18 protein-coding genes and 1 pseudogene are annotated in these 19163 nt (G+C 69.4%); 9 read left to right on the forward strand and 10 right to left on the reverse strand.

Translation table 11 applies throughout. The features are described 5' to 3' along the window. Positions 1-5 precede the first annotated feature (5 nt). From nadD to NAMU_RS07560, 5 genes are read left to right on the forward strand one after another with little or no spacing between them, the layout of a single operon-like run. Complete coding sequence (nadD, locus tag NAMU_RS07540) at positions 6-626, forward strand: nicotinate-nucleotide adenylyltransferase (protein ID WP_015746813.1); 621 nt, start codon at positions 6-8, stop codon at positions 624-626. Then, a complete protein-coding gene (gene rsfS, locus NAMU_RS07545) occupies positions 623-1036 on the forward strand; it encodes a ribosome silencing factor (protein WP_015746814.1) in 414 nt (137 codons plus the stop codon). Before nadD ends, rsfS begins: the two co-directional genes overlap by 4 nt. After that, a complete protein-coding gene (locus NAMU_RS07550; protein WP_015746815.1) occupies positions 1033-1680 on the forward strand; it encodes a histidine phosphatase family protein in 648 nt (215 codons plus the stop codon). The genes rsfS and NAMU_RS07550 overlap by 4 nt, the downstream gene beginning before the upstream one ends. 33 nt (positions 1681-1713) lie before the next feature. Continuing rightward, positions 1714-2610 (forward strand): ATP-grasp domain-containing protein, encoded by an 897-nt coding sequence (locus tag NAMU_RS07555; RefSeq protein WP_015746816.1) that lies wholly within the window; start codon positions 1714-1716, stop codon positions 2608-2610. A 6-nt stretch (positions 2611-2616) separates the two neighbouring features. After that, entirely contained in the window at positions 2617-3456 is an 840-nt protein-coding gene (locus NAMU_RS07560; RefSeq protein ID WP_015746817.1) for an LLM class F420-dependent oxidoreductase, read from the forward strand. Positions 3457-3802: 346 nt separating this feature from the next. On the opposite strand, the gene NAMU_RS29120 is transcribed toward NAMU_RS07560, so the two are convergent. Continuing rightward, positions 3803-4060, reverse strand: a complete 258-nt coding sequence (locus tag NAMU_RS29120) for a hypothetical protein (RefSeq protein WP_138179997.1) — start codon at positions 4058-4060, stop codon at positions 3803-3805. A 575-nt stretch (positions 4061-4635) separates the two neighbouring features. Here NAMU_RS29120 and NAMU_RS07565 point away from each other — a divergent pair. Then, a complete protein-coding gene (locus NAMU_RS07565; RefSeq protein ID WP_015746819.1) occupies positions 4636-5448 on the forward strand; it encodes a hypothetical protein in 813 nt (270 codons plus the stop codon). Between the two features lie 9 nt (positions 5449-5457). On the opposite strand, the gene NAMU_RS28115 is transcribed toward NAMU_RS07565, so the two are convergent. From NAMU_RS28115 to NAMU_RS07575, 3 genes and pseudogenes are all read right to left on the reverse strand, one after another. After that, positions 5458-6930: a cutinase family protein gene (locus NAMU_RS28115; protein ID WP_169312476.1), complete on the reverse strand. Its 1473-nt coding sequence runs from the start codon at positions 6928-6930 to the stop codon at positions 5458-5460. 193 nt (positions 6931-7123) lie between these two features. Beyond that, positions 7124-7789, reverse strand: coding sequence for a hypothetical protein (locus NAMU_RS27135; protein WP_015746821.1), 666 nt, complete (start codon positions 7787-7789; stop codon positions 7124-7126). A 289-nt stretch (positions 7790-8078) separates the two neighbouring features. Then, a pseudogene (locus NAMU_RS07575) lies at positions 8079-8297 on the reverse strand (ATP-binding protein); the annotation flags it as partial. A gap of 141 nt (positions 8298-8438) precedes the next feature. On the opposite strand from NAMU_RS07575, the gene NAMU_RS30385 reads away from it, so the two are divergent. After that, entirely contained in the window at positions 8439-9626 is a 1188-nt protein-coding gene (locus NAMU_RS30385; RefSeq protein ID WP_217180775.1) for a ComEA family DNA-binding protein, read from the forward strand. Between the two features lies 1 nt (position 9627). Then, entirely contained in the window at positions 9628-12000 is a 2373-nt protein-coding gene (locus NAMU_RS07585; protein ID WP_015746823.1) for a ComEC/Rec2 family competence protein, read from the forward strand. Here the strand turns inward: NAMU_RS07585 and NAMU_RS07590 are convergent. From NAMU_RS07590 to NAMU_RS07610, 5 genes are all read right to left on the reverse strand, one after another. After that, positions 11992-12888: an LLM class flavin-dependent oxidoreductase gene (locus NAMU_RS07590; RefSeq protein WP_015746824.1), complete on the reverse strand. Its 897-nt coding sequence runs from the start codon at positions 12886-12888 to the stop codon at positions 11992-11994. The genes NAMU_RS07585 and NAMU_RS07590 overlap by 9 nt on opposite strands. A 7-nt stretch (positions 12889-12895) precedes the next feature. Beyond that, positions 12896-13789 (reverse strand): DUF6319 family protein, encoded by an 894-nt coding sequence (locus tag NAMU_RS28850; RefSeq protein ID WP_015746825.1) that lies wholly within the window; start codon positions 13787-13789, stop codon positions 12896-12898. A 36-nt stretch (positions 13790-13825) separates the two neighbouring features. Continuing rightward, complete coding sequence (locus NAMU_RS07600) at positions 13826-14716, reverse strand: MurR/RpiR family transcriptional regulator (protein ID WP_041370056.1); 891 nt, start codon at positions 14714-14716, stop codon at positions 13826-13828. 122 nt (positions 14717-14838) lie between these two features. Then, the gene (locus NAMU_RS07605; protein ID WP_015746827.1) at positions 14839-15804 is read right to left on the reverse strand and encodes a phosphotriesterase family protein; all 966 of its coding nucleotides are present in this window, start codon (positions 15802-15804) and stop codon (positions 14839-14841) included. Continuing rightward, complete coding sequence (locus NAMU_RS07610; protein WP_015746828.1) at positions 15801-16784, reverse strand: NAD(P)-dependent oxidoreductase; 984 nt, start codon at positions 16782-16784, stop codon at positions 15801-15803. The genes NAMU_RS07605 and NAMU_RS07610 overlap by 4 nt, the downstream gene beginning before the upstream one ends. A 236-nt stretch (positions 16785-17020) precedes the next feature. Between NAMU_RS07610 and NAMU_RS07615 the strand changes: the two genes are divergently transcribed. Further along, the gene (locus NAMU_RS07615) at positions 17021-18259 is read left to right on the forward strand and encodes an IS110 family RNA-guided transposase (protein WP_015746829.1); all 1239 of its coding nucleotides are present in this window, start codon (positions 17021-17023) and stop codon (positions 18257-18259) included. A 17-nt stretch (positions 18260-18276) separates the two neighbouring features. Here the strand turns inward: NAMU_RS07615 and NAMU_RS07620 are convergent, their stop codons facing one another. Next, positions 18277-18870 (reverse strand): glucose-6-phosphate isomerase family protein, encoded by a 594-nt coding sequence (locus tag NAMU_RS07620; RefSeq protein WP_015746830.1) that lies wholly within the window; start codon positions 18868-18870, stop codon positions 18277-18279. Positions 18871-19163: the final 293 nt, after the last annotated feature.

A 19163-nucleotide genomic window follows, 5' to 3' on the forward strand; every position in this document is an offset into this window, starting at 1 on the left:
GCCGGATGAGCCCGGCGGCCCGCCGGATCGGGGTGATGGGCGGCACCTTCGACCCCATCCACCACGGTCACCTGGTCGCGGCCTCCGAGGTGGCGCACCAGTTCTCGCTGGACGAGGTGGTCTTCGTGCCCACCGGGAACCCGTGGCAGAAGAGCGGCGAGAGCGGGGCCGAGCACCGCTACCTGATGACGGTCATCGCCACCGCGTCCAACCCGCGATTCCGGGTGTCGCGGGTCGACATCGACCGTCCCGGACCGACGTACACCCGGGACACGCTGGAGGATCTGCGCGAGGCCGACCCCGGCGCCGAGCTGTTCTTCATCACCGGGGCGGACGCGCTGGCCGCCATCATGTCCTGGAAGGACCCGGAGGAACTCGCCGGGCTGGCCCACTTCATCGGGGTCACCCGGCCCGGTTACCAGCTGACCGATCCGAACCTGCCCGGCGGCCGGGTCACCCTGATCGAGGTTCCGGCGCTGGCGATCTCGTCCACCGACTGCCGGGACCGGGTCCGTTCGGGCGCTCCGGTCTGGTACCTGGTGCCCGACGGGGTTGTCCAGTACATCGCCAAACACCATCTGTACCAAGAAGAATCAGTGTCTGAACGAGGAGAGATGTCGATATGACGGCAACCGAGGCCAGCATCGAGCTGGCGACGATCGCCGCGCAGGCGGCGGCCGACAAGAAGGCGACCGACATCCTGCTCGTGGACGTCTCGGACCGGTTGGCGATCACCGACGTGTTCGTGATCGTCACCGGCGGCAACGAGCGGCAGGTCGGCGCGATCGTCGACGAGATCGAGGAGAAGATGGGGGCCGCCGGCTCGCGCCCGCCGCGGCGGGAGGGGCAGCGCGACGGGCGTTGGGTCCTGCTGGACTTCGTCGACATCATCGTGCACGTCCAGCATCCCGAGGAGCGGGTATTCTACGCCCTGGACCGGTTGTGGAAGGACTGCCCGGTGATCGAGTTCACCGACCAGGCCCTGGCCGGCACCGATTCGGTCACCAATGGCACGGAAGCGACGCTCGCTCAGTGACTCTCGAGCATCTGATTCTCATGCGGCACGGGGAGACGACCTGGAACCGGGCCCAGCGCCTGCAGGGTCACCGGGACATCCCGCTCTCCGACGTCGGCCGCGCTCAGGCGGTGGACGCGGCGCCGTCGTTGGTGGCCCTGCGTCCCGAGGTGATCGTGGCCTCCGACCTGTGCCGGGCCCAGCAGACCGCGGAGGCGGTCGCGACGCTGACCAATCTGCCGGTCGGGGTCGATCGGCGGCTGCGGGAAACCTCCATGGGCAAGTGGGAGGGGCTGACCCGGGACGAGGCGATCGCCGACTGGCCCAAGGAGTGGAACGCCTGGCGGACCACGTCGGCGCACGCCAGCCCGCCGGGCGGGGAATCCCGCTGGCAGGTCGCCGCCCGGGCCGCAGCCGTGGTCTACGAGCTGGACGCCGGGAACGCGTCCCGGGCGCTGCTGGTCACCCACGGCGGGACCATCGTCGGGCTGACCGGGCGGCTGCTGGTGCTGCCGGAGGACTCCTGGGGCACCCTGGTCGGGGTCGGCAACTGCCATTGGGTGGTGCTGCACCGGTACGCCGGCGCGTGGCGGCTGCACTCCTACAACGCCGGGCTCGGCGGTCTCGTGCTGCCCAAGGGTGAGGACCAGGTCGCGGGCACCTGATCGGCCGGAGAGCCGCCGCGTTACCCTCGCCTGATGCGAGTGGCCATCGTGTCGGCGACCCCGGCGTTGGGAACCGACGACGACGAGCCGCTGCTGGTGCCGGCCCTGCACGCCGCGGGCGCGGATGCGCAGATCGTGGTCTGGGACGACCCCGCGGTGGTCTGGTCCGCCTTCGACGTGGTGGTGCTCCGCTCGACCTGGGACTACACCATGCGGCGGGACGAGTTCCTGGCCTGGGTGAGCGCCACCGACGCGGTGACCCGGCTGCGGAACCGGCCGGACGTGGTCCGCTGGAACAGTGACAAGGTCTACCTGCGCGACCTGGCCGCGCTCGGGGTGCCGGTGGTGCCGACCACCTTCTTCATGCCGGGGGAGCGCCCGACGCTGCCGGAGCACACGCCGTTCGTGGTCAAGCCGACGGTGTCGGCAGGCAGCCGCAACACCGCCCGGTACGCCGCGGACGAACGGGCGGTCGCGCTGGGGCACGCCCGCTGGCTGCTCGACCGTGGCCGGACGATCATGTTGCAGCCGTACGTGGCCAGCGTCGATGACCGCGGTGAGACCGCGATGGTGTTCCTCGGCGGCCGGTACAGCCACGCGGCGAGCAAGGCCGCGCTGCTCGAGCCGGGCGCCCGGGCCAGCGAAGACAAGCTGTTCGCCACCGAGAAACTGGCCCCCGTGCAGGCGTCCGACGCCGAACGGCAGGTGGCCGAGGCGGTGCTGGACGCGATCCCGTTCCCGCGGGAGGAACTGCTCTACGCCCGGGTCGATCTCGTGCTGGGCGACGACGGCGATCCCGCGGTGCTGGAGCTGGAGCTGGTTGAGCCCTCGCTGATGTTGCCGCAGGCCCCGGCCCGGGCGGCCGCCGATCTGGCTCAGGCGATCCTGCGAACAGCCGACGTAACCTCCCCAGTGACGGAAAGGGCCTGACGGGCAATGGATATCGGACGGTACGGGGTCTGGCGGCACAAGGACCGGATCACCGCGGCCCAGGCCCGGCGGATCGAAGAGCTCGGCTACGGCGCGATTTGGGTCGGGGCGTCGCCGGCGGGTGACCTGAGCCCGATTCCCGAGTTGCTGGCCGCGACCGAGCGGATCGTGATCGCCAGCGGCGTGATCAACATGTGGGCCACCGGCGCCGAGGTGGCGGCGCAGGCCTACCACCGGCTCGCCGCCGAGTACCCCGGGCGGTTCCTGCTCGGGGTCGGGATCGGGCACCGTGAGACGTCCGCGGGGTACCAGAGCCCGTACGCGACGATCGTCGACTACCTGGACCAGCTCGACGCCGCCGGCGTTCCGGCCGCTGAGCGGGTGCTGGCCGCGCTGGGACCGCGGGTGCTGCGGTTGGCCGGGGAGCGGACCGCCGGTGCGCACCCGTACTTCACGACCCCCGGGCACACCCGGTTCGCCCGCTCCGTGCTGGGCGCCGGCCCGTTGCTGGCGCCCGAGCAGAAGATCGTGCTGGACACCGACGGCGCGCGGGCCCGGGCGATCGCCCGGCCGACCGTCGAGTACTACCTGTCCCGGGTCAACTACGTGAACAACCTCAAGCGGGACGGCTGGACCGACGAGGACGTCGCCGGCAGCGGTTCGGACGCACTCGTCGACGCGCTCGCCGTGCACGGGGACGCCGCCACGCTGGCCGCCGGTCTGACCGCGCACCTGGACGCCGGGGCCGACCACGTCTGCGCCCAGGTGCTCACCGAGGCCGGCGGCGATCCGCTGCCCGCGCTGGAGGCCGTGGCCGAGGAGTTGGGGTTGTCGGCCGCGGGCTGAGCAACCGTGGGGATACCACAGATCGTTGCTCAGGTCCGTCCCCAAAAGAGCTCCGGTCTTCGACCAAGAAGAGTCAGCTGCCGCAGGGAGACCGCTAGGCTTGGACAGGTCGCCCTTCGAACCCCGTCACGCGATAGGCAAGAAGCTGACCTTTGGAATGATCGCCGTCCGTTCGGGTCGAGACCGGTGCGGACGGCTGTAAAAGCATCCTGTCGGCGTCTTCGACCCAAACTTAAAAGGATTCGTGCCGCCGGGAATCTCGCCCCGGGGACCCATCGACAATTTGTGGTTCTGGTGCTCAGGCCGGACGCATCGGGTTGCGAGGAGTCGATTCCTCGAGTTTCGGTCAGTGCTTTCTTGGTGATGGCCGAAGCATTGCGCGGTTCTTGATCGATTTCGGGTCAAGTCGAAGACCGCGTGCTGGGATGCGGTCGATGATGGCCTGCTCGCGTCCATGCCCAAATTTCACGCGATACGTCGTGACGAAGAATCCGGACCGCCCGACGATGACGCCGGCTGTGCCTTTCGCTACGTGGAATCGCCGGAGACGGTCCTGGAGCGCGCGCGTCGCGATGACATGCGTGCCCGTGCTGAAAATCGCCACACCGCACCTCCTAGTGAACGCGAGCCTATCGGCTGCCGGTCACTCGCTCACCTTGACCAGGTTCGAAGGAGAACCTGAACTGGGGGCGTGCAGAGAGTTGCCGCACCTTTACTGTAAGTGAGCGGCAACAGATGAACCTCGTTCTGATCTCAAGCTCGACATCATGCCGGGTGCGTGGCGAACTGGCTACCATTGAGCTCTCTCCAGAACACGAGAGCCAGGTCGCACAGTACATTGATCAGACATCAATACTTACCATCGAGCGAAGTTACATTTAAGTGCGCATCTCGCAAGTAGACCCAACCAAGATGCAATCACTGACAGCACGGGCGGTACGGCCGGCTTCACCCTCTCGGACGTGATGGCCTCTCACTCCCAATCGGTCCTCAACAACAATTTCGCTAGCCTGAACCGGCAGCTGGACGCCATGTGGACGGCTCTAGTGGCTGCTGGGATCATCAAGAGAGCCGCGTAGCGCTCGTCTCCTAGATCAACATCCCGAGCGCATCCACCCTCTGCGACGTAGTCTGCTGCTCAGGGGTAGTTCCGGCAGGGTCGCGGGGACAGGGGGCTCGATGTACTGGTTCCATGTGGACGAGACGAACACCGATCCGAAGCAGGGGACGTTCCTGATTCACGGCGGGCTCGTGATGAGCGCTGCGCAGATGCAGCAGGTTCACGCCATCGTCGGCGGTGTCCGCTCAAACTACGGATTCGGGCCGTCAGACTCGTTCAAGTTCCAAACGGCGTCGCGTCCTCAACATATCCCGATTCCTGCATGGAACGCAGCAAAGAACGTAGTGTTGCAGGCAGCAGCGTCGCTCGGGATAGAGATGCTGGTTTTGGTGACCCATCACGATATCGCGTCCGGCATTAACAGTAAGCGCAAAATGGAGTACGCCATGAATCGCGTGCTCATGCACTATGACCGGAGCTACTTGAACTCCAAGAGCAGTGTCGGAGCCGTTTGCTTCGACCGAATCGAAGGCAAGGACGGCTACCCCTACCTGAAGAGGCGGTTCCAGGAGCCTCTTGAGCTGCCAAGTGGGTTTAAGCCACCGTTGGAACGTGTGATCCACTACTCAATGAGCTGCGACGGGGCGTCTCATATCAGTTCTCTGGTTGATATCGCACTTGGAGCATTTCGGTTCTGCGCGAACTACGTGGCTCCGGCCAGCATCGGTACAAAGGGAAGCCAGCAGGCTGCCGAGACATTACGTGGTTTGATTGTTCCACTTCTGTGGGGATTCAGCTTTGGTCGCGGCGTCAAGACATTCCGGGAGTTTGGCTTTATCTGGTCGCCGCGACAAATTCAGGTGCCGCGGTACCGGGAAGACTACGAACAGCTCACTGACTGGTTCGAGGAGCGGGGAGCGGCGTCGGGGTGACGAAGTCGGTCAGGGTAACGTGAAGTCATTGAAGGTATAGCCAAACCGGGTTCCATCCGATCCCTCACACGCTGCAAGAACGTGGAACAATGGGTCGGGGGTTACAGGTGCAGTGATTGATACTGGAGACCAGTTTCCGCCGCCCATGAGCGTGGCAGGAACGGTCTTAGTGAGCTTGCCGGTGTGATCTTTTGTCGAGTAGACGAATACTGCGACCGCCACGCTGTTGGTGGGTATTGGACACGGTGCGGCGGGAGATACCTCAAACGTGTAGTTGATCTCGTCGGTCGCAACCGATGTCCTGAGCGCTAGACCGTTGGTGAATGCGTAAGGAAACAGGTTGGAGCGGTACGTCACGCTATACGACGAATCCCGACATTCGAAGTAGAGGTTGCCTTGCTCAGCTGGCCAGACTCCCAGTCCCGTAGTGGGATCAGTCACGAGATTCTGGGCTGGTGGATATCCTTTGAAGTTTCCGTTCCAGCCCGATGTTTGAATAGCGAAGGTCCCATCTGCGTTGATAGGAAGGTCCGGACTTCTATAGTCACCGTTGGCCAGGTGAATGCCCGCGGAACTAGAGCCAGCCGGACAGCTGGAACTAACTACAGGCTGGGTTCCAAACGGCGACGGGCCAGACGGATTGATTGCGATGGCTTTCGGCGTGAACGGCCGGACGCTAAGCATGCTGGAAAGCCATTTTATCGCCTTCGAGTTGCCCAAGAGTTTGTAGTTGTCGTGCGGCGTCGGCTGGCCAGTAATGAAAGCGGCAAGGCCCAGCACTCCTGCCGCGATTGGCTGACACATTGGGTCCTGAGGTATGCAGTAATCGTAGGCCCGGCTAGCGAAGGCCGCCGGTAGCGGACGCGCGACGGCGTTGACTCCTGCGAGGTTCTTCAGGAAGGCCGACACTGCTAATGAGGCAGGAGTTCCATGCGCAGCGAGAAGCCCGGCGAGGTACCCGGCTACGGGGAGGGTGAGGATACCGTTGCCAGTCTTGCCCCCGTAGGAGTACGACTTCGAAGCATTGTAGAGTGGGTCGCCGATCAGATATACAGCCTTAATGGCTTGCTTTTGCTGCTGATTTGTCAGCTGGCTAAGGGCTGTCGTAATAACGAGAGCGCCCTGCGAGTAGCCCATTAGCACGATCTGTGGACTCGGGTTACAGGAGCGTTCGAGAACGACCTGGATCTGACGCACTGTGTCGGCCACCCCGTCACGAATACTCTTGGTCATGTCACCGGTGGCCGCTGACGCGACAGAGACGGCCGGGTAGTCCACTGGCGAAAGTTCAACGCGTGCGGCCAGCTGCGTTCTCCACGGCTGGTAGATATTCTTGTAAAGCGATTCGCCGATTCCGTAAAACTGATCGGGCCCTGCGCCCTTTACCGAACTGGGCGGTTCGGCCGACCCTCTTGCGCCGATCACCACGACATCGGGGCAGCTTGCCGCCGATGCTGGCGTGGCTACCAACACCGTCACCATCGAGGCGATGAGTGTCAGGATTGCTGTGACAGCAACCGGCCGGTTTTGCGCTTGCCTCGACCGTCGGTGCATGTCTGCCCCCTGCGTTGCTCACGAGTTCGGCGGAGCGTTACACGGAGCCGGCACAGCCCGCAACATATGGGGCTGATGGTATAGACGGAGCGAAGAGTACAAACGGCGTGTAGCCGAGCGGCTATGTTCGGATCGGCTTGTGATCCGCCGGGAGTAGCCCTTCCCCCTTGAGGAACTTCAGCCACGCGTCGGCACACACCTCGCACAATTCCAGCGCATCGCGCTGGCCGGTGACAGCTCCGGATTGGCTCTCCCACTTGATGCTGGCGACCCCGCTGCTGTCGACGCGCTCGACCCACGCGGTGATCAAGTCAGGCGGGTTCTTGCTTTTGGACACGCGGATGTTGTGCTTCGAAGTCTGGGCGAATCCGTCGCAGATGCTCAGCTCGGGGTGCGTGCGGACGAATGTCAGGAGCTGGTCTTCGGTCAACCGCGTCTCATTCGGATGCTCCCAGAGCCAGTCGGCCAGCTCGCGGCAGGTCTTCAGCACGTTCTCTATCTGGATGCGCAACGCGACGTTGCCTGTGGAGTCGACGCCGTAGAGCTGACGAAGCTCGGCCAGCTGCCACTCGACGTCGATCCACTTCTGCTGCCATGCGCCCTGCTTGTTGTGGCCGATGCTGACGCTGGCGGTCATGCCCATGAAGGCGAAACCGTCAGCCGCGACTACCTGGATGTTGACGCCTCTGCGTTCACCGCCGCATGACGGGCACGGTCGGCCGGCGGGCGTCTCGTCGAGGTTCGCCGAGCAATCTGCGCAGGTCGTGGTTGCCGAGGTGGTCGTCATCGTGCCTCCCGTACGTGCAGGTCTGGATGTTGTTGCGCGTCAACCACATGTACATCCGCCGGCCGACGCGTCCAAACCGCCCTGTGCACACCCTGTGGACACCCGGTGGATGGCGTGCTCAGACTCATCGTCGCGGTCCCCAATGCTTGTGGACGACCTGGGGGAAACCACACGGGTGTAAGTTCGTCTGTGCAGGTCAGAGGCCCTATTTGGGCTAGTCTGATGTGCATAACTATCCGTGTCCGCTATCGGCGTGTCGCGTCCAGCGTGGCGCAGGCGGTCTACGCCTTCATTCACTGGCGGGTTGCCGGCTGCGGTAAAAGTCGCCGGTGGTGGTGAGGACGTCGGCGTGGTGCACGAGGCGGCCGATCATGGCGGCGACGTCTTCGTCGTCGGAGAAGATCTCGCTCCACCGACCCAAGGACAAATTGTTGGCGACCAGAACCGAGTCCTGCTCGGAGCGGGAGGCGATGAGCTGGACAAACAGGTTCGAAGCGTCTCGGTCGAAAGCGCTCGGGGGCGCCGGCCACCGGTTGACGCTGCGAAGTCGGTCCGGGGTTGACCGGCGGGTCATCCCCATGTCCGATTTTCATCCACAATCCCGGCGACGGTGACCTGCGGGGTGAGTTGGACTCCTAGCGTCGGTGTCGTGCGTGCCCGTCCTGATCCGCGAGAACGGTTGGCGCCGTTGCGGCGCCGGCCGGTGCCGGCGGCGGCCTTTCCCGAGCCGACGCCGGCCGTTCCGCCCGCGGCCAAGTCTGAGTCGGCGCCGGCCGCGCCCGAGCCGAAGCCGCCCGAGCCGGCGGCGGTGCGGCCGGTCCCGGATGCCGGGGCGATCGGCGGGTGGGTGCCGGAAGTCGCCGGCGCGGATGTCGAGGCTCCGTCCGATCCGGGCGGCGGTCAGGGCGAATTCGACCCCTTGGCCCAGTTCGACGACTTCGACGACTTCGACGATTTTGACGAGTCGGACGAGTTTGGCGAGGTCCACGAGTCCGACGCAGTCGACGAGGAAGAACTCGACCCGCCGGTGGACGAGCGGGCCGGCGAGATCCCGGCCGAGCCTGAGCCGACCGCCGAGCCGATGCGGCCGCGGGCGCATCGGATCAATGGGCGGTGGGGGCGGTTCGCCGAGTTGTGGGTGCCTGAGCCGTTGCGCAATTCGCGGGTCGACCCGGGTCGGCGGGGGATGATCGTGCTCGTCCTGGTGGCGGCGGTCGCCGCGGTGGTGGCCGCGGTCGGGGTGTGGCGGGATCGTCCGGAGCCGCGTCCGGTGGAGACGTCGATGGTCGCCGCGGCCGGGCAGCTGACCGTATCGTCCGGCGCCGACGCATCCGGGGCCACCGGCAGTGCTTCGGCGAGCCCGACGCCGGCACCCAGCGAGATCCTGGTGTCGGTGACCGGTCTGGTGGCCAACCCGGGGGTGGTGCGGTTGCCGCCGGATGCGCGGGTGGCCGATGCGATCGCCGCGGCCGGGGGGACCGGACCGGGGGCCAACCTGACCGGGATGAACCTGGCCGCACGGCTGACGGACGGAGACTCGGTGGTGGTCACCGACACCGGCGTCGCGGCCGAGTCGGCATCGGGAGGGGCCGCTGCGGCAGCTGCGGGGTCGGGCGGCGGATCCGGGGGCCCGGCGGCCGGGGGACTGGTGAACCTGAACACGGCGGACGAGGCCGCCCTGGACACGTTGCCCGGCGTCGGGCCGGTGATGGCGCAGAACATCATCGCCTGGCGCAGCGAGCACGGGAAGTTCAGCAGCGTCGAGCAACTGCAGGAGATCAGCGGCATCGGGCCGTCCCGCTACGCGCAGATCTCGGCCCTGGTCACGGTGGGTTGAGGTGGCCCGTTCCGGCCGCGACGACGAGAACGCGGCGCCGCCCGACCTGCGGCTGGTGCCCGGCGCCGTCGCGCTCTGGGTCGGCAGCCTGATCGTGCTGCTGGCCGGAGTTCCGGCCGCCTGGTGGACGGCCGCCGTCGTCCTGCTCGCGGTGCTGGCCGGCCTGGTCGCCCGCCCGGCCGGCGCGATGGTCTGGCTGCCGGTGGCCGCATTCCTGCTCGCCGGTGCGGCGATCACCGGCCTGCGGCAGGCCGAACGGGCGGCCGACCCGGTCACCCTGGCGGCCGACCAGCGGTCCTGGGCGCACCTGACCGGTGCCGTCGGCGGATTCCCCCGGCAGGTGATCGGCGGCTTCGCGGCACCGGGGACGGGTGCCGCCGGCGATCAGCGGCAGTGGCGGATCCCGCTGACCGTCCGGACGGCCGAGGTGGCCGGTGCCGGATCGACCAGCACCGTCCAGGTGGCGGTGCTGGGCACCGGCCCGGCGTGGGCGGCGCTGTTGCCGGGTCAGACGATCGACGTCGCCGGCCGGCTGTCCGCGTCGACATTCGCCGGGCTGCCGATGATCTCGCTGACTGCCCGGGATCCACCGCAACTCGTCGACGACGCCTCGGCGGCGTCGGCGGTGGCCGGGTCGATCCGGTCGGCGCTGACCCGGACGGCCGACGGGCTGGATGGCGACGCCCGCGGGTTGCTGCCGGGGTTGGTGGTCGGCGACACCGGCGGCATCGACGAGCGGCTGACGGCCGACGCGAAAACCACCGGCGTGAGCCATTTGCTGGCCGTGTCGGGGTCGCACTTCGCCATCCTGTGCGGGGTGGTGATCATCGTGCTGCGCCGGTTCGGGCCGTGGACGGCCGCCGCCGGGGCGGCTTTTACCCTGGTGGGCCTGGTCATCCTGGTCGGGCCGGCGCCGTCGGTGCTGCGGGCCGCGGTGATGGGCGGGGTGGGCGTCCTGGCCCTGTTCACCGGGCGCACCCGGTCGAGCCTGCCGGCCCTGGCCGCGGCCGCGATCCTGCTCCTGGTGCTGGACTCGGACCTCGCGCTCAGCGCCGGGTTCGCGCTGTCGGTGCTGGCCACGGCCGGCCTGGTCCTGCTCGCCCCGCTGTGGTCGGGGGTGCTGCAGCGCCGGGGTGTGCCGGCGGGATGGGCGGACCTGCTGGCCATCCCGGTCGCCGCTCAGGTCGTGACGATGCCGGTGATCGTGCTGATCAGCGGGGCGATCTCGGTGGTCGGGGTGCCGGCCAATCTGCTGGTCGCGCCGGTGGTCGGACCGGCGTTGATGCTGGGCATGCTGGCCGCCCTGACCGGTCCCTGGTGGCCGGACGGGGCCGCGTTCTTCGCCCAGCTGGCGGCGCCGCTGCTGAACTGGATCGGCTGGGTCGCGCACACGTTGGCCCGCTGGCCCACGGCGACGGTGCCCTGGCCGGCGACCCCGGTGGGCGCCGCGGTGCTGGTCGGGGTCACGGTGGGTGCGGTGCTGGTGCTGCGGCGGCGATGGGGTCGGTTGCTCGTGATCGCCGTCGTGGTCGGGGTTGTGGTGGCGGTCGTCCCGACGAAGGTCTGGGTGCCGGGCTGGCCGATCGACGGGTGGCTGCTGGTCGCCTGCGAGGTCGGGCAGGGGGACGCGTTGGTGCTGGCCACCGGTGAACCGGGGACGGCCATCGTGGTGGACACCGGGCCGGATCCGGGGCTGGTCGACGGGTGCCTGGACCGGCTCGGCATCGGTACGGTCGCGCTCATCGTGCTGACCCATCTGCACGCCGATCACGTGGACGGGCTGCCCGGCGTGCTCGACGGTCGCGGCGTCGGCGCGATCGCGGTGGGGCCCGGGCGGGAGCCGGCCGGGTCCTGGCGCGCGGTGAACCAGCAGGCCGGGGAGCGGCAGGTGCCGGTGGTCGGGTTCCGTCCCGGCGATGTGATCGGTTCCGGGGCCGTGCGGTTGACCGTGCTGGCCCCCGGACGGGAGTTCCACGGCACCGACTCGGACCCCAACAACGATTCGCTGGTCATCATGGCCGAGGTCGCCGGAACCCGGATCCTGCTCACCGGTGACATCGAGATCGAAGCGCAGCAGGCACTTCTCAACGCCGGAGCGGATCTGGATGCGGACGTGCTCAAGGTTCCGCACCACGGCTCGGCGGACCTGCTGCCCCGATTCGTCGACCAGGTCTCTCCCGGCACCGCGGTGATCGGCGTGGGCGCCGACAACGACTACGGGCACCCGTCGGCCAAGGCGCTCAACCTGCTGGCCGCGGCCGGTGTGCGCACGGTGCTACGGACCGACACCCAGGGCGACGTGGCCGTCGGCGTCGAGCAGGGCCAGTTGGTGGTGGCCGAACGAGGGGCGACCCTGGCCGCCCGGTCACCCTGATCGACGAGCGTGCCCGACCGCCTCCCGGACGGCGGGTGCGACCTGGTCGGCGAACGTGCGCAGCGTGGACTCGTCATCGGAGGAGAGGATGAACGTGGCCACCCCGTCACTCAGGGCCAGCGACGTCAGCTCGTCCACCCACTGGTCGACCGGTCCGTCCAGCCGGCCGGTGCCGGTCGGGGCGAACGATCCGGACAGGTTGACCCAGCGGCGGATCGCGCGGGGATCCCGGCCGGCGTCCTGGGCGGCCTCGTCGATGGTCGAGTTCCCGCGGGCCAGGCCGCCGTCGGGCAGGTTGGCCAGGGTCGGCAGCCAGCCGTCGGCCTGCTGCCCGACCAGCCGCAGCATCCGGGGACCGTAGGCGCCCAGCACGATCGGGATCGGCCGGGTGGTCGCCGGTCCGCGCTTGGCCCCGGCGACGTCGTAGAACTCACCGGACACCCGCAACGGGCGGCGCTCATCGGTGGTCCAGATACCGCGGATGATCTCCAGCGCCTCCGCCAGGGCCTGCACCGCCTCACCCGGGGTGCGGCGCGGACCACCCATCGCGGCGATCGCATCCCAGAACCCGCCGGCGCCCAGGGCCAGGTCGACGCGGCCGCCGGAGAGCAGATCCAGGCTGGCCGCGGCCCGGGCCAGGACGGCCGGCTGCCGCAGCGGCAGGTTCAGCACGTTGCCCGACACCCGGATCCGGTCGGTGCGGGCGGCCACCCAGGTCAGCAGGGTCCAGGTATCCAGGAACCGGGGCTGGTAGGGGTGGTCCTGGAAGGTGACCAGGTCGTACCCCAACTGTTCGCACAGCACCGCATGCTCGACCGGGTCGCTCGCCGGGGCGTTGCCGGGCGTGAGGAAGGTGCCGAACTCCAGCGGCTGGCCGTAGTCGGGCATCCTCGGCTCAGCTTTCCGGGCCGCGAGGCCCCGGTTCGGGCAGTCCGGCTAGCTCGGCCTGGACCTGCGCGAGCTCGGCGGCCAGCGCGTCGGCCCGGGCCTGCGCGGCCTGCCGCTGCTCGTCCAGGACGGCGCCGACCGCCCGGCTCAGGGTGTGATCGCCCAGCATCCCGACCAGCTCCCAGACGCGGGCCGGCGGCACGGACCCCTGCCGCAGCACGACCTTCGACCCAACCTTGGCCTCGATCCGCCACTGCGGCGGGTCGGCGTCGGTGGTGGCGATGCTGATTGCGACGGCGGGGCTGCGCCGCTTGGCCGCGGACTTCGCGGCCGGCTTGCCCGAAGACTGGCCGGTGGCCTTGGGTCGAGCCGGCGCCGGTGGCGTCGGGACCGCCGCGGACGGGCTGGCGGGGGCAGGCTCCGGCTCGGGCCGGGGCGGCCGGACCGGCCCGCCGATGTCGGTCGGCCGTATCAGCTCCCGGAAGGCGATGCGATCGGGACCGGACGGCGCGACGGCGGGTGGGGGCGAATGCCCCGCCGACCCGTTGCTCGCCGTCCCGTTGCTCGCCGTCCCGTTGCTCGCCGTCCCGTTGCTCGCCGTCCCATTGCTCGCCGCTCCGTTGGTCGCGCTGCCGTTGGCGGTCGCCCCGCGGGTCGGGGTGGCCAGATCGGCCGGCGCGAACGGCAGCACGTCCTTGGCCCCGTTGAGGCTGAGCTCGACGTGGATGAACTCCTCGCCGTCGGTCGCCGGGTCGCCGATGCGACGCACCCGGCCGACCGACCCGGTGGGGAACTGCGCGCTGCGGGCGATGGCGACCCGGACGATCTTGCCCTCGTCCAGGCGCGATCTCAGGTCGTCGACATCGATCGGCGGAGCGGCGAGGCGGCGGCGCGGTGGCATGACCCTGATCCTGCCATCGGGCACCGACAGTGCGGGTTACGCCATGCGGGAGTGCTGGATCGCGGCGGTGTAGGTCTCCTCGAGATGCTCGAGGGTCTGGTCGAACCGGCGGGCCGCGAACGTGGCGTACAGGGCGTCGATGACCAGCAGCTGGCCCCACTTGGAGGTGACCGACTCGCCGTAGAGGCCACCGCCGGGGATGGTCGCGGTGAACAGGGCCACGTCCGCGACCCCGACCAGTGGTGAGTCGGCGTCGGAGGTGACGGCGATCGTGGCCGCACCGTGCGAGCGCGCGATCCGCATCGTGTCGACGATCGCGTCGGTGCGGCCGGAGTCGCTGATCCCGATGACCACGTCGCCCGCGGTGAGGTTGGTCGCGGACATGATCTGCACGCTCTGGTCGTGGAACAGCAGGCACTTGCGGCCCGCGCGGATGAATCGCATGACCCCGGCGTCGGCCGCCACGCTGGACAATCCTTGCGCGACAAACGCGATGACGGAGGCGTTCTCGATCAGATCGACGGCCGCCGACAGGGCCTCCGGATGCAGTCGCTGGGCGGTCTGTCGCAGCGCCTCGGCGCTGCTGCGTTCGACCTTGCCGATCACCGAGTCCGGTGGTTCGTCCCGGCTGATCCCCTCGTAGACGTACTGCGTCTCCGGGCCGGCCGCCGCGGCCCGCGTCGCGAACGTTGCCTCGGCGATGCCTAGCCGCAACGAGCGGTAACCGTCCAGGCCCAGTTCCCGGACGAACCGGGACACTGTCGAGTCGGCCACGCCGGCCGCGTCGGACAACTCGGTGATGGTCATGGTGCGGGCCCGCTCCGGATCGCCGAGCACCAGTTCGGCGATCTGCCGCATCGCCGGCGCCATGTACGGCATCCGGCTCGCGATCTCGTGCAGCAGGTTGCCCGCCCCGGTGCTGGTCATGGGGACAGTGTCCACGACCGACCAGCGCGCGTGCGGGAGCGCCGTGACCGGGGCCGCGCACAGGTGGGACGGGCCGGCCGAACCGCGGTCCCGGGACCGATGGTCCGGCCGCCACGGCTCGCTCACCATGCGCGAGCCTCGCGCCGGGTCAGCCAGCGGGCCGGATTGGCGACCAGGACCCGGTCGACCAGCTCGTCGCCGCCGGCCCGCCGGAGCCGGGGCACGAACCGGTCGCCCAAGTAAGCCAGGCCGGGCAGCCCGCCGTAGGCGACGTAGCGGGTGCGGCGAGCGACGTCGCCGCCAAGCAGGATGCGGTCGGCCGCCCCCAGCTCGGCCGCCGCCAGCAGGCAGTCCAGCACCACCGAGTCGGGCCACGACTTGGTCCGGGCCACCCCGTCGTACCCCAGGTAGGCCCCGGCCTGGGCCAGTTCGGCGTGCAGGCCGGGGTCGGGATTGCGGTCGATGTGGGCCAGGGCAACGGCGTCGGCCGGCACCCCGAGCTCACCCAGGACGCTCAGCGCGTCGACCGCGGCACTGCCGTGTTCCAGGTGCACCATCACCGGGGCCCCGGTGGCGGCATGCGCGGCGGCGACGGCCTCGAGCACGCGGCGTTCGGACGGGCTGATCGCCCAGTAGTCGATGCCGGCCTTGAGCACCCCGGCCCGCACCGGCTCGCCGTCCGGGCCGGCCGCCGGGTCGGCGCCCGGCCGGTCCGCCACCGGCATCCCGGTCAGGACATCCCGGATCAGCAGATCGGCCAGGTCGGCCGCCGACAGCTCGTGCAACCAGTGCGCCGGACCGTAGTGGGCATCCCGGTGCACCCCGGTGGTGGCGACGACCCGGAGCCCCGTGGCGGCGGCGATCCGGGCGACCGCGGCCGGGTGCCGGCCCAGGCCGATCGGGGTCGCGTCGACCATTGCCCGGAACCCGGAATCCCGCAGGCGCCCGGCTTCGGCGGTGCTGGCCGGTTCGTCGTCCAGGTCGTCACCGGGGAGCAGCGGGCTGATCTGGAACAGGTGCTCGTGATAGTCGACCCGCCCCAACATCTGCGGGTCCACGTCGCCGAGCACGGTGCGCACCATGCTCATGTCAGCAGTCTCTCCCGGCCGACCACGACCACCGCCGGGTCCGGCTCGCCGCCGGCCAGCACGGCGCGGACCGCGGCGACCGCCCCGAGCCCCATCAGGTCCACCGCCTGCACGGTCTGTGCCGCGGTGTGCGGGGTGACCGTCACCCGATCGGCGAGACTCCCGACCAGCAGCGGACTCTCGGCGCCGCCGGCTTCGGTGGACAGCGTGTCGGCGGCGTAGGTGGCGACGCGGCCGTCCTGCAGGGCCCGGGCCAGCGCCGCCTCGTCGACCAGTCCGGCCCGGGCCGTGTTGACCAGCACCAGACCGGGTGCCGCGGTGGCCAGCCAGTCCTCGTCGACGACCAGGGTGTCCCCGGGGGCGTGCAGGGTGACCACGTCCGCTTCCACCGGAATGACCTCGGGGGCAACCGGTTCGGCCCCGGCGGCGGCGATGTCGGCGGCGGGCACGAACGGGTCGGTGGCCAGCACCCGACAGCCGAAGCCGCGCAGGCGCGCCGCGACGCCCCGGCCGATCCGCCCGAAGCCGACCACGCCGACGGTCAACGACCCGAGCTCGCGGGCCCGTTCACCCACCGACCAGGACCCCTCGCGCACCCGGCGATCACCGGCCGCGACCCCGCGCAGGGCGGCCAGCAGCAGCGCCACCGTGTGGTCGGCGACCGCGCCACTGTTCGCGCCGGGGGTGTTGGTGACCAGCACCCCGCGGCGCCCGGCCGCGGCCAGGTCGACCGCGTCCACCCCGACGCCGTACCGGGCGACGATCCGCAGCCGCGGCGCCGCGGCCAGGTGGGCGTCGGTGACCGGGCCGGTGCCGGCGATCCAGGCGTCGGCCCCGGCCAGCAGCGGAGCCAGCGCGGTCACGTCATGGTCGGCCGGGCCGCGGAGCACCCGGACCCCGTCGGCCGACAGCTCGGCGGACAGGTCGCGGGTGCCGGTGCCGAACGAGCGGGCGGTGACCAGGACCACCGGCCCGGTCACTGGTGAACACTCCTTGTTGCGGGCCCTGAGAGGGTGCTCGTTGTAGGGACTCGGCGGGAGCCGGGGTGACGGCCTTCGTCGGTCGCCGTTCGACGGCCACGATGACACTGCCGCCCCCGGTTCTCGCGGGGCTGTAGACCGGCAACAGAGGGACGCGCCGCAGAGCGCCAGTCAGTGACCGCCCGGTGATCGGCCTCCTCGCCGAGTCGTCGCTGCCGTTGTGAGGAGTTGTTGAGTTGTCCCTGCCTGAATGCGATTTCTACGTCGGTATCGATTGGGCCGCCGAAACGCACGCCGTGTGTGTGCAGGACGCGGCCGGGAAGATCACCGCGCAGTTCACGATCGAGCACACTGCCGACGGTTTCGCGACCCTGTTGGCCCGCCTGGGTCGGTTGGCCAGCGACCCGATGCAGGTCAGCGTCGCCCTGGAACGGCCCGACGGTCGGCTGGTCGACGCCCTGCTCGAAGCGGGCAACCCGGTGGTGCCGGTCAGCCCGAACGCGATCAAGACCTGGCGCGACGGGGAGGTACTGTCCGGCGCCAAGTCCGACGCCGGCGACGCCGCCGTCATCGCCGAATATCTGCGGCTGCGGTCGCACCGGCTGCGGCCGGCCACCCCGTTCACCCCGGCGACCAGGGCGCTGCGTACGGTCGTACGCACCCGCGATGACATCGTGGCCATGCGGACCGCCACGGCGAACCAGCTGACCGCCCTGCTCGATGCCCACTGGCCCGGCGCCACCAAGGTTTTCGCCGATATCGAGTCGCCGATCGCGTTGGAGTTCCTGACCCGGTACCCGACCGCCAAACACGCCGCGGGCCTGGGTGAGAAGCGCATGGCCGCGTTCTGCGTCAAGCACGGCTACTCCGGTCGCCGCTCGGCCGCGGAGCTGCTGACCCGATTGCGGGCTGCGCCGGCCGGCACCACCGACCCGGACCTGGTCGAGGCCGTCCGGGACGCCGTGCTGGCGCTGGTGGCCGTGCTGCGCACCCTGGGCGAGACCCGCAAGGACCTGGACCGGTCGGTGACCGCCCACCTCGGGGAGCGCCCGGACGCCGCGATCTTCACGTCGCTGCCAAGGTCGGGTCAGATCAACGCCGCCCAGGTGCTCGCCGAGTGGGGCGATTCTCGGCAAGCCTACGACTCGCCCGACGCCGTCGCGGCGTTGGCCGGCCTGACCCCGGTCACCAAAGCGTCCGGTAAATATCATGCCGTGCATTTCCGGTGGGCCTGCAACAAACGATTCCGTAAAGCGATGACCACGTTCGCCGACAACAGTCGCCACCAAAGCCCGTGGGCCGCCGAGGTCTACCGCAGAGCTATCCAACGCGGGCACGACCACCCGCACGCCGTCCGGGTCCTGGCCCGCGCCTGGGTGCGCGTGATCTACCGCTGCTGGCTCGACCGAGAGCCTTACGACCCGGCCAGGCACGGCAACGCGAACAAGATCAACAGCGGGCAACTTGCGGCCTGAGGTTGACACAGAGGGTGTCATGCGATGGCCTGCGTGTCCACCCGGAACGGGCGCCGCACCGGGCCCTGCGGACCACGGAAAATCCGCTCGCCCATGCCGTTCTCGACCACCCACTGGTAGTCATGGCCGGCCGAGCCGGGGTAGACGGCCAGGAACTGGTACTCGTCGTCGCCGGTGTTCACGCTGCGGTGTGCCCAGCCGGGCGGCATGTACCCGATGACCCCCGGGGTCATCTCGATCCAGGACGTCGTCGTGCCGTCGAAGGTCAGCAGCCCGCCGGTCCCGCGCAGGCACAAGTAGATCTCGCCCTGCGGATCGGGGTGCTGGTGGCCCTTGGTCATGTAGAACTCGCCGCCCAGGGTGCCCGGGGCGATGGTGGTGATGGACTGGGGCAGTTCCCGCGGCAGCTCGGGCACCGGCGAGGACGCGACCGTGTAGACGATCGGGTCGGGCCCGTCGGCGAGTTGCCGGCGCAGCCCCTCCTGCTCGAAAAGTCCTTCCAGGCTGGACATCCGGCGCACCAGGACGGGGCCGGCCGGTTCGGCGGTGGCGGCCGGGCTGTCGAACACGATGCGCAAGGGCGCCAGTGGCGGGGCGAGGAACGACGGCATGAAGGCGGGTCCTTTCCGGACGGCGATCGGGGGGATGGGACGAGAGCATGGCAGACATGAAAAGAAATTTGCAAGCATTGTTTACTGCGAAGAAATTTCTGCCGCCCGCGTCACAGTGGCCCGGGGGAGGTGCGGACGGGGCCGCCGATCTCCGCAGCCGACCGGCGGTGCCCGGATGGCCTGCGCGGATCAAACAGCACCAAATGTGACCAAAGTGCAGCGAATCAACGAGTTCAGCCGCGCCGGGGTAGTTGATCCGCGCGGAAAGCGGTGAGGGGAGGTGACGCTACGAA

The sequence above is a fragment of the Nakamurella multipartita DSM 44233 genome (assembly GCF_000024365.1).
GTDB lineage: Bacteria > Actinomycetota > Actinomycetes > Mycobacteriales > Nakamurellaceae > Nakamurella > Nakamurella multipartita.